9 protein-coding genes are annotated in these 13,654 nt (G+C 71.6%); 3 read left to right on the top strand and 6 right to left on the bottom strand.

The annotated features are described in order from the left end of the window. The first annotated feature begins 117 nt into the window (after nt 1–117). Both OG782_RS05625 and OG782_RS05620 read left to right on the top strand, forming a co-directional pair. Nucleotides 118–1,488: a hemolysin family protein gene (locus tag OG782_RS05625; RefSeq protein ID WP_406448287.1), complete on the top strand. Its 1,371-nt coding sequence runs from the start codon at nt 118–120 to the stop codon at nt 1,486–1,488. Continuing rightward, a complete protein-coding gene (locus OG782_RS05620) occupies nt 1,485–2,582 on the top strand; it encodes a hemolysin family protein (RefSeq protein WP_406448286.1) in 1,098 nt (365 codons plus the stop codon). Before OG782_RS05625 ends, OG782_RS05620 begins: the two co-directional genes overlap by 4 nt. A 67-nt stretch (nt 2,583–2,649) precedes the next feature. Here the strand turns inward: OG782_RS05620 and OG782_RS05615 are convergent, their stop codons facing one another. Both OG782_RS05615 and OG782_RS05610 read right to left on the bottom strand, forming a co-directional pair. Continuing rightward, the gene (locus OG782_RS05615) at nt 2,650–4,566 is read right to left on the bottom strand and encodes an AAA family ATPase (protein WP_406448285.1); all 1,917 of its coding nucleotides are present in this window, start codon (nt 4,564–4,566) and stop codon (nt 2,650–2,652) included. Nucleotides 4,567–4,925: 359 nt separating this feature from the next. Continuing rightward, on the bottom strand, nt 4,926–5,555 hold the full coding sequence (locus tag OG782_RS05610; RefSeq protein WP_406448284.1) for a uridine kinase: 630 nt from the start codon (nt 5,553–5,555) through the stop codon (nt 4,926–4,928). A gap of 172 nt (nt 5,556–5,727) precedes the next feature. Between OG782_RS05610 and OG782_RS05605 the strand changes: the two genes are divergently transcribed. Further along, entirely contained in the window at nt 5,728–7,098 is a 1,371-nt protein-coding gene (locus OG782_RS05605; RefSeq protein WP_406448283.1) for a peptidase C39 family protein, read from the top strand. Nucleotides 7,099–7,389: 291 nt separating this feature from the next. Here the strand turns inward: OG782_RS05605 and OG782_RS05600 are convergent, their stop codons facing one another. From OG782_RS05600 to OG782_RS05585, 4 genes are all read right to left on the bottom strand, one after another. Further along, nucleotides 7,390–8,889: a serine/threonine-protein kinase gene (locus OG782_RS05600; protein ID WP_406458868.1), complete on the bottom strand. Its 1,500-nt coding sequence runs from the start codon at nt 8,887–8,889 to the stop codon at nt 7,390–7,392. 2 nt (nt 8,890–8,891) lie between these two features. Continuing rightward, nucleotides 8,892–9,698, bottom strand: coding sequence for a serine/threonine protein kinase (locus tag OG782_RS05595; RefSeq protein WP_406448282.1), 807 nt, complete (start codon nt 9,696–9,698; stop codon nt 8,892–8,894). Nucleotides 9,699–10,083: 385 nt separating this feature from the next. Beyond that, on the bottom strand, nt 10,084–12,102 hold the full coding sequence (locus tag OG782_RS05590; protein ID WP_406448281.1) for a glycosyl hydrolase family 32: 2,019 nt from the start codon (nt 12,100–12,102) through the stop codon (nt 10,084–10,086). Nucleotides 12,103–12,157: 55 nt separating this feature from the next. After that, on the bottom strand, nt 12,158–13,627 hold the full coding sequence (locus tag OG782_RS05585; RefSeq protein ID WP_406448280.1) for a hypothetical protein: 1,470 nt from the start codon (nt 13,625–13,627) through the stop codon (nt 12,158–12,160). Nucleotides 13,628–13,654 lie beyond the last annotated feature (27 nt).

The following is a 13,654-nucleotide window of genomic DNA, read 5'->3' as shown; positions in this document are numbered from 1 at the left end:
CGCACCAGAGGTCCCCGAGGCCCGCGGGGCTTTCCTGCGACCCAAGGAGTGACTCCCTCCAGCAATGGACGGATCGTCCGGTAGTACCTGCGCCGCCCCTTCTGCGGAGGCGGCGGTATGACCACCCCCCTGCTGCTGCTCAGCGCGGCATTCCTTCTCATCCTCGCCAACGGCTTCTTCGTGGCGGCCGAGTTCGGGCTCGTCACCGTGGAACGGGCGGACGCCGAGCGCGCCGCCGCCGGTGGGGACCGGCGGGCCCGCACCGTCGTCGACGCCCTGCGTGAGCTCTCCTTCCAGCTCTCCGGCACCCAGCTCGGCATCACCATCACCTCACTGGTGGTCGGCATGCTCGCCGAGCCGGCGCTCGCCCAACTGCTGCACGGCCCGCTCGCCCTGACCGGCCTGCCCGAGGGTGCCCTGCCCGGCATCAGCGTGGTGACCGGCATGCTGATCGCGGCCGCCGTCCAGATGGTCATCGGCGAACTCGTGCCGAAGAACTGGGCGGTCTCCCGGCCGCTCCAGGTCGCCCGGTTCGTCGCCGGACCCCAGCAGCGCTTCACCCGGGTCTTCCGCCCGGTGATCGGCCTGCTGAACACCGTCGCCAACCGGCTGGTGCGGCTCCTGGGCGTCGAGCCGACCGAGGAACTGGCCTCCGCCCGCACCCCGGGGGAGCTGGTCTCCCTCGCCCGGCACTCCGCCGAGGCGGGCACCCTCGAACAGGACACCGCGGACCTCTTCGTACGGACCCTGTCGCTCGCCGGGCTCACCGCCCAGCACGTCATGACCCCGCGCGTGAAGGTCAGCGCCCTGCAGACGTCCGCCACCGCGGCGGACGTCCTCAACCTCACCCGGGCCACCGGGCTCTCCCGCTTCCCCGTCTACCGGGAGCGCATCGACGAGGTCGTCGGCATGATCCATCTGAAGGACGCCCTGGCCGTTCCCGCCGCGGAGCGGATGCGCACCACGGCCGGCCGGATAGCGGTGCCGCCGCTGCTGGTGCCCGAGACCCTGCCCGTCGAGCAGCTGCTCCAGCGGCTGCGCAAGGAGCAGCCGATCGCCGTGGTGGTCGACGAGTACGGCGGAACCGCCGGCGTCGTCACCCTCGAGGACATCATCGAGGAACTCGTCGGCGAGGTCAGGGACGAGCACGACGCCGAAGGCGCCGACCGCCCCGAGCTGGCCCCGGCCGCCCCCGAGGACGGCAGGCCCGCCTGGGACGCCGAAGGCAGCTGCCGGGTGCTGACCCTGCGCCGGATAGGCCTCGACGTACCCGACGGCCCGTACGAGACCGTGGCCGGACTCGTCGCCGATCTGCTGGGCCGGATCCCGGCCCCCGGTGACCGGGCCGAACTGCCCGGCTGGCGGATCGCGGTCCGCCAGGTCGGCCACTACCGGGCCGAGAAGGTCCGATTCGTGCGGGCGGCCGACGCCGGCGGCCCGGCCGCCGCGGAACAGCCGTCCCGCGGTGTCCTGGAGGCGGCGCGATGAGCCTGGTCCAGTTGCTCCTCGCCGGACTTCTCGTCCTGGCGAACGGCTTCTTCGTCGGGGCCGAGTTCGCTCTCGTCTCCGTGCGCCGCAGCCAGATCGAACCGCTCGCGGCAGCCGGGTCGGGCCGGGCCCGTCAGGTCCTGTACGGCCTGGAGAACCTGCCGCAGATGATGGCGGCCGCCCAGTTCGGCATCACCATCTGCTCACTGACCCTGGGCGCCGTCGCGGAACCGACCGTCGCCCACCTCCTGGAGCCGGTCTTCCATGCCGTGCGTCTGCCCGAGGGGCTGATCCATCCGCTCGGCTACGTACTGGCGCTGGTCTTCGTCGTCTTCCTCCACCTCGTCATCGGCGAGATGGTTCCGAAGAACCTGGCCATGGCCGCGCCCGAGAAGACCTCGATGTGGCTCAGCCCCGGCCTCGTCGGCTTCGCCCGGATCTGCCGGCCGGTCACCGCCGCACTGGGCGCCTGCGCCCGGCTGGTGCTCCGGCTCTTCGGTGTCGAGCCCAAGGACGAGGTGGAGGCCGTCTTCACCAGCGAACAGCTCAACCGGCTCGTCGAGGACTCCGGACAGGCCGGCCTCCTGGAGCCGGAGGCGCAGGAACGGCTCGAGGACGCCCTGGAGCTCGGCAGCAGGCCCGTCACCGACGTGCTGCTGCGCCGGGCGTCCCTGGTGACGGTGGACCCCTCGGTCACCCCGCACCGGATCGAGGAGCTCACGGTACGGACCGGCTACTCGCGCTTCCCGGTCTGCGCGGAGGGCGGCGGCCCGTTCATGGGCTACCTGCACGTCAAGGACGTCCTCGACCTGGAGGACGGCGGGCGGGCCGTTCCGCAGCACGTGTGGCGCCCGATGGCCACCGTGCGGGCCGAGCTCCCCCTGGACGACGCCCTGACGGTGATGCGCCGCGCGGCGACACACCTTGCGCAGGTCGCCGACGCGTCGGGCCGGGTCCTCGGCCTGGTCGCCATGGAGGACGTGCTGGAAATGCTGGTCGGAGAGGTACGGGACCCGGCCCACCGGGTCTCGGAACCCCGCCGCACCGAGGAGCCGGCCATGGAACCGGACGAACTCACGGCCCTGGTCGGCTGACCCGCACCGTCCCCCGGCCGCCGGTCCTCCGGGATGCCCCGGCGGCCCGGGGGACACCTTCACCCGCTCACACGGCCGGGGGCTCCTGCGGCCCGCGCCCCACCGGCCCCCGCCCCGACAGCACCTCGCCGTACGCCTGCATCAGATCAGGCAGCCGCAGCGTCGCCAGATCGTCCCGCGTCGGCACCGTCATGTAGCCGGACAGCCGCAGATCGCGATAGGCACAGCTCTTCTCGTACAGCGTGCGCAGGAACCGCCCGTTGCCCAGCTCGTCGAGCCAGCCCTGGTCGACGACGTGGCCGCTGATGGAGCGCAGTTCCTCCAGCGACTCCTCGTCCCAGGCGTCCCCGTTGTCCGAGGCCAGCACCTCACCGATCGAGGTGAGCTCCAGCGGGCGGTAGCTGGGGAAGTCCACCCGGGTGGTGAAGCGCGAGGAGAGCCCGGGGTTGGTCGACAGCAGCCGGTCCATGCCCTCCGGGTACCCGGCCAGGATGACCACGAGATGATCCCGGTTGTCCTCCGCGCGCTTGAGGAGGACCTGGAGGGCCTCGTCCCCGTACGCGTCGCCCTTGCTGTACCCCGTGTTGGAGAGGCTGTACGCCTCGTCGACGAAGAGCACCCCGCCCAGCGCCGAATCGATCAGTTCATTCGCCTTCACCGCGGTCTGGCCCAGGAACTCGCCCACCAGGTCGGCGCGTTGTGCCTCGACCAGATGATCCCCGCCGAGCAGGCCCAGCGCGTAGAACACCCGGCCCAGGATCCGGGCCACCGTGGTCTTGCCGGTGCCGGACGGGCCCGAGAAGACGAAATGCCGCTTCGGCGGCTGTACGGGGAGCCCCTGGCCGGCCCGCAGCCGGGCCATGTTCAGCTGTGCGGACAGGGCCTTCACCTGCCGCTTGACCGGCTCCAGCCCGACCATCCGCTCCAGCTCGGCCAGCGCCTCGGCCAGGAGCTCCGGATCACTGGGACCGGCCGGGAAGAGCTGCGGCGCCGACTGACCCGGGACCGCCGTCTTCTCCCGCGCCCCGCCCGGCGCTGCGGTCACCCCGACGACCGGCAGATCCTGCGGCTCACTGCCCGGCCGCAGCTCCCGGCCGTCCACCAGATCGGTGCCCAGCAGCGAGTCGCCGTCCGGCTGGGCCTCGGCGAAGGTGCCGTCCGCCTCCAGGCCGGTCAGCGAGACGGCGGCCAGACCGGACGCCTCCTCGGATCCGTCCAGGCCGTCGTAGTCCGCGATCGCGGCCAGCCGGGCCGAGGTGTCCATGAACGCCGGGTCGATCCGGTGCACGGCCCGGTACAGGGGAAGCGCGGCCGCGCTGCGGCCGGTGCCCTCATGGGCCCGGGCCAGCCAGTAGCGCAGCTCCTTGCGCTGCGGCTGCTCGCTGCGGCAGCGCATCAGCGCGGTGGAGAGCAGCGGCTCGGCCTGCCCGTACATCTCCAGCCGTACCCGTGCCATCCCGCCGAAGAGCCCCGCCTCGATCCCCAGCAGCGGATCGTCGATCAGCTGCTCCGTATGGCGTACGAGCTGCTCCCAGTCCTTGACGAGGTAGGAGCGGCAGGCGTGCAGGAAGCGGACCTGAGGGTCGGCGTCCACCGGCGGCAGTCCGGCCAGCGCCCGGTCCAGCTCGGGCACATGCCGGCCGTCCAGCCAGTGCGAGGCGTGCGCCAGCAGCAGATCACGCGGGCTCTCCAGCACCGGCTGCACCCACCAGCCCAGCCAGTACCAGGAGTTCAGCGTGCGCCGGTGCCGGCCGCGCTGCTCGCCGAAGCGGTCGCGGTGGCGGTACATGTGCAACAGCGCCGCCGTCGTGTCGACCCGCAGCGCGTGGAGGCCGAGCCAGGCGTCCGCCATGCCCTCATCAAGGCGTACCGCCGCTCTGAATTCCTCTTCGGCCTGTGGGTAGGCGCCCATCGTGTAGGCGTCCATGCCGCGCAGCCACGCGAGGTCGGCCGGGGCCTGTGCGCCCTGCGTGCCGATGTCCATCAGGTCCCCCACAAACCGTGCCCCCAGGAAGTCCCGCCGCACGACTGCCCGCCGAGGCGCGCCGAATCACTGTGCCGTGGACGGGAATTGACCGCACCGAGAGGCATCGTACCTGCGCAGGGAGTGTCCGACTAAGGGTGCCGCAGGCCGAAGGCCTGTCGTGACCCAGGGTGAGCGCAAAGGGGTCGGCCGAGGTCGTGCGTGAGGATCGAGCACAGAACGAAGCCCCCGATCACGGGGGAACAACCGGGGGCTTCGCGTCTGCGGGGGCTCCGAAAAGCCGCACATTGAGAACGTAAGACCTGTACCGCCCTCGGGTCAAGCAGAGTTGAGGCACTTCCGAGCCGACTTCCGACTGTTCAGTATGGCGGCGCGAGGTGATCACGTTGGGTGACGGAATGATCCATTCCTGCTGTCGCGCCGGGTCCCTCCAGCAACTCGTACCCCACAGGCAACTGCCGTACCAGCGTGTCCGCCGAAGGGCGTGAGGGATCGGCCGAGAAATGTGCCGTCTCGGCGGCCGTCCAGCCGTCCCAGAAGGCGGAGAGTGCGATTCCGTCGCGCCGGCGGCCCCGTTCCCAGGCCTCCTCGGCGGTCAGATCCATCCACAACAGGTGGGCCAGGAAGGGGCGCAGGGCCCGCCGGCCGGCGCCGACCCCCTCGATCAGAACCACCGGGGCGGGTTCCAGTCCGCGGGCCGGGCCGAAGGTGCGGTCCGTCCAGTCGTACGGCGCGTAGCGGCCGTGCTCGCCGCGCGACAGCGGCCCCGTCACCTGCTCGCGGAGCCGGCCGGTCCAGGCGAAAGGCTCCTCGTGGGTGGCCAGATCGTCCAGATGCAGCACGGGTGCCCCGCCGAGTGCGGCCGCGAGGCGGCCGGCGAAGGTGCTCTTGCCCGATCCGGCGTGGCCGTCGACGGCGATCAGCCGGACCGGCCCGCAGGACGGCGTCAGAGTGCGCAGCCGCGCGGCGCGGAGCGTGAGGTCGTTCATGCGTCCAGCGTACGAGCCGTCCGGACAGTCGCAGGTCACGCCAGTGGTCCAGACCCATATTGGTTGACCGGCGCGAGCCGAATCGCTGGCCGAACCGGGGGACGACCCGCAATAGTTGCCCCACTGTCGTGTACCTGCAGCCCCATTCCGCTTATGACCGGGGGTCTCGCCCATGCCCAGTCCGACCTCACGCAGAACCGTGCTCACCGCCGCGATCGCGGCAGCGGCCGGCGCCGGAGCGGTCTCGTCGGCCGCCTCCGCGGCGGCCGCCGCTCCGTCCGGTACCCGGCCCCCCGCGCCCGCCGCGGCGGCCTCGCTCGTTGACAACCACGCCTGGACCACCTACACCGACTGGCGCTGCGGCTCCGGCGCCGGGACCCGGGCCACTGCGGGCCGCCGGGCGGGACTGGTGATCGGCCACTCGCTGGGAAGCACCGACTACACCGACCCGCACACCGGTACGACGGCGGCCTGGGAGTACGCGACCTGGACCTCGCCGGTCCACCGCTCCGCCGTCCCGGCGACCGAGGTGATCGCCTCCTGGAACGCGGACACACCGGCCGGCACCTGGATCCAGATCGAACTGCGGGGCAGCTACTCGGACGGCACCGAGACGCCCTGGTACGTCATGGGCCGCTGGGCGGCCGGCGACGGGGACATCCGCCGCACGTCCGTCGACGACCAGAGCGACGGCAAGAGCTCCATCTGGACCGACACCTTCTCGGTGGACGACGCGGCGAGCGGTCTGCGCCTGCTGTCCTACCGGCTGCGGCTGACGCTGTACCGCACCCCGGGCACCCGGCTCACGCCCACGGTGTGGCGCCTGGGCGCGATGGCCTCGGACATCCCCGACCGCTTCACGGTGCCCGCCTCCGTCCCCGGCCTCGTCCGCGAGCTGGCGGTGCCGCGCTTCTCGCAGAACGTGCACGTGGGGCAGTACCCCGAGTACGACAACGGCGGCGAGGCGTGGTGCAGCCCCACCTCCTCGCAGATGATCATCGAGTACTGGGGGCGTAAGCCCTCCGCGGACGACCTCGCCTGGGTCAAGCCGGGACTGGAGGACCCGCAGGTCTGCCACGCGGCGCGCTTCACGTACGACAACCAGTACGAGGGCTGCGGCAACTGGCCGTTCAACGCCGCCTACGCGGCGACGTACGAGGACATGAGCGCCATGGTGACCCGGCTGGGCTCCCTGAGTGACCTGGAGACCCTGGTCCGGGCGGGCATCCCGGTCATAACGTCGCAGTCGTTCCTCAAGACGGAACTGACCGGTGCGGGTTACGGGACCTCCGGCCACCTGATGACGGTGATCGGCTTCACCGAGGACGGCGACGTGATCGCCAACGATCCCGCGTCACCGAGCGACGAGGCGGTGCGGCGCGTCTACCTCCGGCACGAATGGGAGACGATCTGGCTCCGCACCAAGCGCTATGACGCGAACGGCCAGGTCAGAAGCGGTACGGGCGGTGTCTGTTACGTCTACTGGCCCGCTGACCCGGCACCGAGCCAGCGACGGGCTCTGAAGTCGCTCGGGCTGCTGTGAGCATGTAGGGGCCCACGGCCACCTCGACCACCTGGCGGCAGCGCTCGTGGCCGTCCTGCGCGAGGTGGCCGGAGTGGACCACCGTGACCTTGACCGAGCGATGCCCGAGCCGGCGGGACACCTCGTGGCCGGACACGCCGCTCGTCGAGGTCGCGGTGGTCCACGTGTGCCGCAGGGTGCCGCCGTGAACGTCTTCCGGGGTCGGCGTGCATCCCATCTCGCCTGCCGTTCTTCGCCTCGACGGCGAAAGCGGCCGTGTGACGCCCGACGAGCCGCGTCCGACCCAGCCGGTCAGTGGGCCGGCGTGGGGTGCGGACAGCGTGGGAGCGCCGGGCGCCCCTTGGTCCGAACAGCGGGTAGCCAGGCCATGGCCCGTACGCCCGCCTGTGGAAGGCGAACACGGAACCAGAGGGCGGACTGCAGGTCCTCCTCGTCCGTGATGGGCTCGCCGTCGGGCAACCTGCAGTAGGCGTCGAGGACATCACCGTGCCAGACCCGTGTCGGGACGACGTTGTCGGCGGTGTACGGCCGCAGCGGATCGATCGCCAGGCCGAGACTGCACTGCGGATCCCGGTCCGTACGGTTCTGGCAGCCACGTTGGGCGTTGAAAACCCTTATCTGGAGCGGGTGTTCGCCGACTCCGCCCGGCGACCCGGGCGACCCCTCCCGTCCGGCGGACGACCAGATCGCCGCGCCCACCGCTGCGAACACCGTGACGACCAGGACCGCGGCGCGGATCCAGCGCCGCAGGCGGGACGAGCCTCTCCCGGAAGCACGGCCCGGCCTTCCGGACTGCTGGGCCGAGATCCGAGCCAGCAGGCTGTCGGCCGAATGGGCGGCGCGCGCGGCGTGGGTGGGGGCGAGGCAGTCGGCGGCCAGGGCGCGCCAGAACTCCGGGACCGCGTTGTCCATCCGTAACGGAGCGCGACCCTCGGCGTACTCCTGCACGGCGGCACCCCGCGCCAGCGGTGTCGCGCCGGGGAACGGCGAGGAACCGGACGCGAACACCTCGTGGATCACGATGCCGAGGGCCCAGACATCCGCACTCGGCCGGATCTGCACCCCCAGGTCCCCGAGCGGGGCCTTCCACCGCTCGGGCGGGAGATAGTCAGGGGTGCCCATCGGCGGCGCGTGACCGTGCGTCCCCGTCAGTTCGGTGGCGAGCCCGAAGTCCGCGAGTTTCACCGAACCGTCCTCGCCGATGAGGACGTTCTCGGGCTTGAGGTCGGCATGCACCCAGCCGGCCCGATGCAGATGGGCCAGCCCCTCGCAGATGCCCGCGATCAGCCGGCCGCCTTCGGCTTCCGTCACCAGGGCGCCTAGGAGGTCCCGCAGCGTGCACCGGCCACGCTCCATGACCAGGACGATCGCGCCGTCCAGGGACGGGTGTTCCGGTGCGCCGAGGACGACGTGGTCCAGCAGCCGGACGAGCCGTGGATGCTCTGCCCGGCGGCCGATCTCGACCTCGCGCCTGGCGGCTTCGGCCACTCTGCGGGCCTGGCGGGGCGCGAGTCCGGCGGTCGGCATGATCTTGAGCGCGACCTCACCCCGTACCGGGGGCCGGTCCACCGCCGCCCGGCCCGCCGTGGTCACTGCCTCGTCCGCGGCCCGGCCCGCGCCGTCCGGGCGGTGCGGGCCGTCCGGTTGATCATGGGAGGGCCGTCCGGCGTACACGGTCGCCCAGCCACCGGACCCGATCGGCTCGATGACCACCCAGTCGCCGATCCGGTAGCCCCGGGGCAGGTAGTCCGTCCGGTCGCTTCCCCATGACGCGCCTCGGCTCGGCACCATCGTCACGCCCTCCACTGTCCCCGCGGGGCGGGTTCGGCCCGAAGGGGTAACAGCGCCAGATGCTCCTCCCGGACGATGCCGAACCGCAGGGCGAGTCCCACGACGGCTTCGCGTTTGCCGTTCCGGCGGTCCCCCCGGCGAACCTCGGCCTCCGTGGGGGAGCCGATCCTCAGCTTCTCCTCGGCGAGGTAGTCGATGTGCGAACTGACGGCACGCGACGTCAACTTGACGCAGGACGTGTGGCCCCTGAGCCGCTCGACGACCTGGGGGGTGGTCGGTATCGCGACCGGCGACTCGTCACGCAGCCATGGTTCGCAGAGCGCGACCAGCACCAGGAAGTACGTGGCTGTCTCGTCCAGGGAGTACGCCGTGACCGTGAGGCTCTCCCCTGAGCCGCCGGCGCCCTCCGGGTCCAGGTAGACGTGGGCGGGCGCGAACACCTGGAAGGAGACCGTGGTGTCGTGGCGCGTGGGCAGCACCACCCGGGAGAACTCGAACGGGATGGGTGCTCCTACGCGCCGTGGCGGCACCCGCAGATACTCGCCCGCCCCTTCCGGATTCTCCACGAGATAGCTGTGGGTCGAGCTGTGGTTGGTCAGCTGCCAGTGGTCGTCGGTCACCCGGATCTCACCCGCGAGGCGGGATATGGCCGCATCGGCGAGACGCAGCTCGACCGGCGTCCTTGAGGAGCCGCGGCCGAAACGCGCACCTTCCCCCGGGCCGAGTCTGAAGGTCACCGCGTCGCCGTACGGCTCTCCGTCGACGACACCGCCGCTCCCCCGCGGCAGATGAACGACAATGCCGCTCACCACACCCCCTGTCACACGCGTGATCAGTTGCCCTGCACAACGAACGCTACCGCGTGTGTGCGGGAATTCACCGTCTCGCATTGGCCACTTCTGTGACCGGCCGCCCGGCCGGCAAGAGCCCGGACCGGGGCGAAAGGGCTCGTTCGGTACGCGGCACAGGGGGCGGAACCCGATGAGAGCGTCGAGGCCGTCCTTGCTCTCCTCCACCGGTTCAGGCACGGCGGCGTCGGCGAAGATCCCGGAGTGCCGGCCCCGGCCGCGCGGGACGAGGGCGACGCCGGCCGGTGACGGCGTGAGCGAGCGGGTCCCCAGTGGGCCGGTGCCCTCGGGGCCGGCCCGGGCCCGGCCGTCCGGAGTCCGTCAGTACGCCGGCGCCTACAGCCCGTCAGTAGCCGGGACTGCCCGAACGGGCGGGTGTGACCGGGTGATCGCCGAACGCCGTCCACGGGCGCCAGCCCCCGCTGGGCTGTGCCTGCACACGGGTGCGTACCTGGCCGTCGGTGGTGACGGCGAAGAGGTGGATCCGGCCGGTGGCGTCGGCAGCGGCAGCCGGTGCGGCGGCGAGGCGGACTCCGGGCTCGCCGAAGCTCTCCTCGGTACTCCAGCTGCCGCCGGGCGCGACCTGCCACCGGTGGCTGAGGAGCTCGCCGCCGGGGGAGAGCGCGAAGGCCTCCAGCCTGCCGTCGGCACCAGGAGCGAGCACGGGGGTCACCGCCGTCCAGCCGAAGAGCGGTTGCCAGTCCTCCCAGGCACCGCTCGGCACGGCCTGTCGCCGGCAGAAGGACGCCACGCCGGACGGGGCCATCGCCACGACGGTGAGTCTGCCGCTTCCGTCGATGCTCACGCGCGGCGTGGCGCCGGCCGCGGTGCCGAAGCTGCGCCATGCGGACCAACCGCCACTGGGTGACTCCTGCCAGCGGTGCATGATCCCGGAGCCACCGGGCGAGAGGGCGAAGACCTCCAGGCGGCCGTCGGCGTTGGCCGCGACGACCGGCGGTCCGCCCGCCGCCCCACCGAATCCCGGGTCCCACGCCTCCCACGTCAGCGATCCGGGCGACCACTGCCGCCGCCGCGCGACGGCGGAGCCGCCGGGGCTCAGCGCGAAGACCTCCAGGCGGCCGTCGGCGCCGCGCCCGACCGCGGGGGCGGCCCCCGCCGGGCCGCCGAACTCCTCCCAGTCGTGCCAGCCGCCGTCGGGCCGCTGGACCCTGTGGTGCAGGCCGGTGCCCCCCGGGGCGAGGGAGAACACCTCCAGCCTGCCGTTGGTGTTGCGGCCGAGGGAGGGAACCGCTCCGGCCGGTCCGCCGAAGGGCTCCCACGCCGACCATGCGTCGGAGGCCGGGTCGAGCTGGACGCGCCGAAGCACCGAACGGTCCACCGCGTCGAGCGCGAACACGGTCAGCCGGCCGTCGACGTCCGGGGCAGCGACCGGGTTGTCCGCGCTCTGCCAGGGAGGTGGCGTGTTCCGCCAGTACAGGGGCGCGAGGTGCAGGCCCTGCTGGAACCATCCCGCGGCGCTCGCGAACCAATCCTGCCCGTCGGTGACCGGTTCGACCGCATGACCGGGCACGTGGCCCGCGTAGCCGTCGAGGGTGAAGTGGAACGGGTCCCGGGACGCGAGGACGTCGGTGCCCTCGTAGCCGTTGCGCGGCCCGATGAACAGGTGGTACCAGCCGTCCCGTTCGACCACGAACGGCGACTCGGTGACCGACACGGTGGCTTCGGTGGTCTCGTCGGTGTAGGCCGTGCCCGGCTCGCTCCAGTGCACCAGGTCGTCGGACCGGCGGAAGGACACGACGTGCCGGCCGCCGGGGCCGGACAGTTCGGTGTAGTACATCACCCACGCGCCGCCGATCCGCAGCACCATCGGGTCACGTGCCACGAGCCCCCGGAACAGCGGGCCCGACGGAACACGGGTCCACACGAACAGGTCGGTCGAGGTGGCGAGGTTGATGGCGGCCCCGTCCCGGCCGCCGGCGGCGTAGAACATCCAGAACGTGCCGTTCGCCTCGACGACGTGCGGTGCCCACAGGTGTTCCTCCCCGTGGTACGAGGGATCGACGGTCAGCGCGTCGGGGTGCGTGGTCCACGGGCCGTGCGGGTCCGGTGCGGAGGCGTGCGCGAAGGAGATCTCGGAGGCACTGTCCGGGACCTCACCGGGGGGCGCGCTGTCGCCGACGATGCTGAACAGGTGCCACCGGCCCGCTGCCTTGATCAGAGTGTGGTCGTTGAGATAGCGCCGCCGTCCGGGCAGGGAGGGGTCGTAGACGTGGGTGAAGGGACCGGCGCCGATCCACTGGTGGGGCGGGTCGGCCTGGGCAGCGGATGCGGGCCGTCCCGTGCACAGGAGCGCGCCCGCTGCCGCCGTCGCCCGCAGCACGTGCCGTCTGCTGATCGGATGCATGTCGTTCTCCAGTGAGGACCGCGGCCGGCCGAACCGGCCGGCCGCGGTGTCGGGGTCAGTTGACGGGTGGTCCGGCGGTGTTGTTGAGCCAGGACCAGTCGGACCATGTGGAGAATCCGGTCTGCCATCTGTGGTAGATGCCTGCGTGGCTTGTTCCGAATACTTCGATGCGGCCGTCGGCGTTGGTCGCGGTGGTGATTTCGGTGCCGGCTTCGCCGAAGTTCTCCCATGTTCCGTAGGGTGCGTTCACTCCGGTCTGCCAGATGTGTTGTGCGACGTTGTTGTTGATCGCGAATACTTCGACGCGGCCGTCGGGTGTCCGTTCGCTGGTGAGTTGGGAGTCGGCGGGGCCTCCTGTGCTTTCCCAGTCCGACCAGGTCGTCGGGTTTGTTTGGTATTTGTGGAAGACGCCTACGGGGCCGGATGCGAAGATTTCGAGTCGGCCGTCGGCGTTGTGGTCCACGGTGAGGTCGTGTCCGCCTTCGCCGAAGGTTTCCCAGGGTGACCAGCCGCCGTTGACCGCTGTCTGGTATTGGTGCTGGAATACGTCGCCGTTGAGTGCGAATGCTTCGAGTCGTCCGTCGGGTGATTTGCCCATTTCGACTCGGGCGTTGGCCGGTCCGCCGCCGGTCGGTTCCCATTCGCTCCAGCCGCCGCTGGGGGCGGTCTGGTATTTGTGGAAGAGGCCGACGGGGCCGGATGCGTAGACCTCGATCCTGCCGTCCGCGTTCACGCCGGCGGCGATGTCGTGTCCGCCTCCGCCGAATGTCTCCCAGCCGGACCAGTTGCCGGAGGGTGAGACCTGGTAGCGGTGCTGCAGTGTGTTGCCGTTGACGGCGAACATCTCCAGGCGCCCGTCCGCGTTCGGTGCGATGGCGAGTTCCGCGCCGCCGGGGCCGCCCAGCGGTTCCCATGCCGACCAGTCTCCGTTGGCACGGAGCTGCCAGGCGTGATGCACGCCGTCCGCACCGGCCGCGAACGCCTCGAGCCGTCCGTCGGCCGACCGCGCCGACACCACCCGGCCCGACTCCGCCGGATACACCAACGGCGTGGGACCGGGGCCGCCCGGATGCCCGAGGCGCTCGACCGCAGCCCGCGCCTCGTCCATGTGCCGCCAGTGCATGCCCTGGTTGTAGGTGGACCAGGGCTCCCAGTTCGCACCGCCGGAGGAGATGCCGAAGGCCGCGTTCGCGTTGCACTGGGCGTCGTATGCGCACGCGTCGTCGACCTCGGCGTGCCAGTAGCTGTTGATCTGCCACAGACCGCGGTCCGTGGAAGGGGGCGTGTTGTTCTGGACGTTGGACGCCGACGGGTTGCAGCTGGACTCGGCCAGGGCGACGGCGACGGCGGTGACCAGACCGTCGCCCCGGAAGCCGGCGTTGTAGCCGACCTGGGCGCACAGGTCACTGGGGGCGGCGTACGCGGGCGAGGCGCCGACGAGAGCACCCGCCGCGAGAAGTAACGAGGCGAGCGTCGACAGGATGATGCGACGGGGAGCTCGGGAGGAGCGCCGACTGCTGCTCAACTGCTGTCTCCTTCGAAGGTGGTGCCG

The sequence above is a fragment of the Streptomyces sp. NBC_00876 genome (genome assembly GCF_045207435.1).
In the GTDB taxonomy this organism is placed as follows: domain Bacteria; phylum Actinomycetota; class Actinomycetes; order Streptomycetales; family Streptomycetaceae; genus Streptomyces.
This window is presented reverse-complemented; position numbering and strand designations above follow the sequence as displayed.

What these genes read in the sequence shown, in the direction of transcription:
- OG782_RS05625 (WP_406448287.1), top strand. Translation starts at nt 118, where the DNA reads ATGACCACCCCCCTGCTGCTGCTCAGCGCGGCATTCCTTCTCATCCTC.
- OG782_RS05620 (WP_406448286.1), top strand. Translation starts at nt 1,485, where the DNA reads ATGAGCCTGGTCCAGTTGCTCCTCGCCGGACTTCTCGTCCTGGCGAAC.
- OG782_RS05615 (WP_406448285.1), bottom strand. Translation starts at nt 4,566, where the DNA reads ATGGACATCGGCACGCAGGGCGCACAGGCCCCGGCCGACCTCGCGTGG.
- OG782_RS05610 (WP_406448284.1), bottom strand. Translation starts at nt 5,555, where the DNA reads ATGAACGACCTCACGCTCCGCGCCGCGCGGCTGCGCACTCTGACGCCG.
- OG782_RS05605 (WP_406448283.1), top strand. Translation starts at nt 5,728, where the DNA reads ATGCCCAGTCCGACCTCACGCAGAACCGTGCTCACCGCCGCGATCGCG.
- OG782_RS05600 (WP_406458868.1), bottom strand. Translation starts at nt 8,889, where the DNA reads ATGGTGCCGAGCCGAGGCGCGTCATGGGGAAGCGACCGGACGGACTAC.
- OG782_RS05590 (WP_406448281.1), bottom strand. Translation starts at nt 12,102, where the DNA reads ATGCATCCGATCAGCAGACGGCACGTGCTGCGGGCGACGGCGGCAGCG.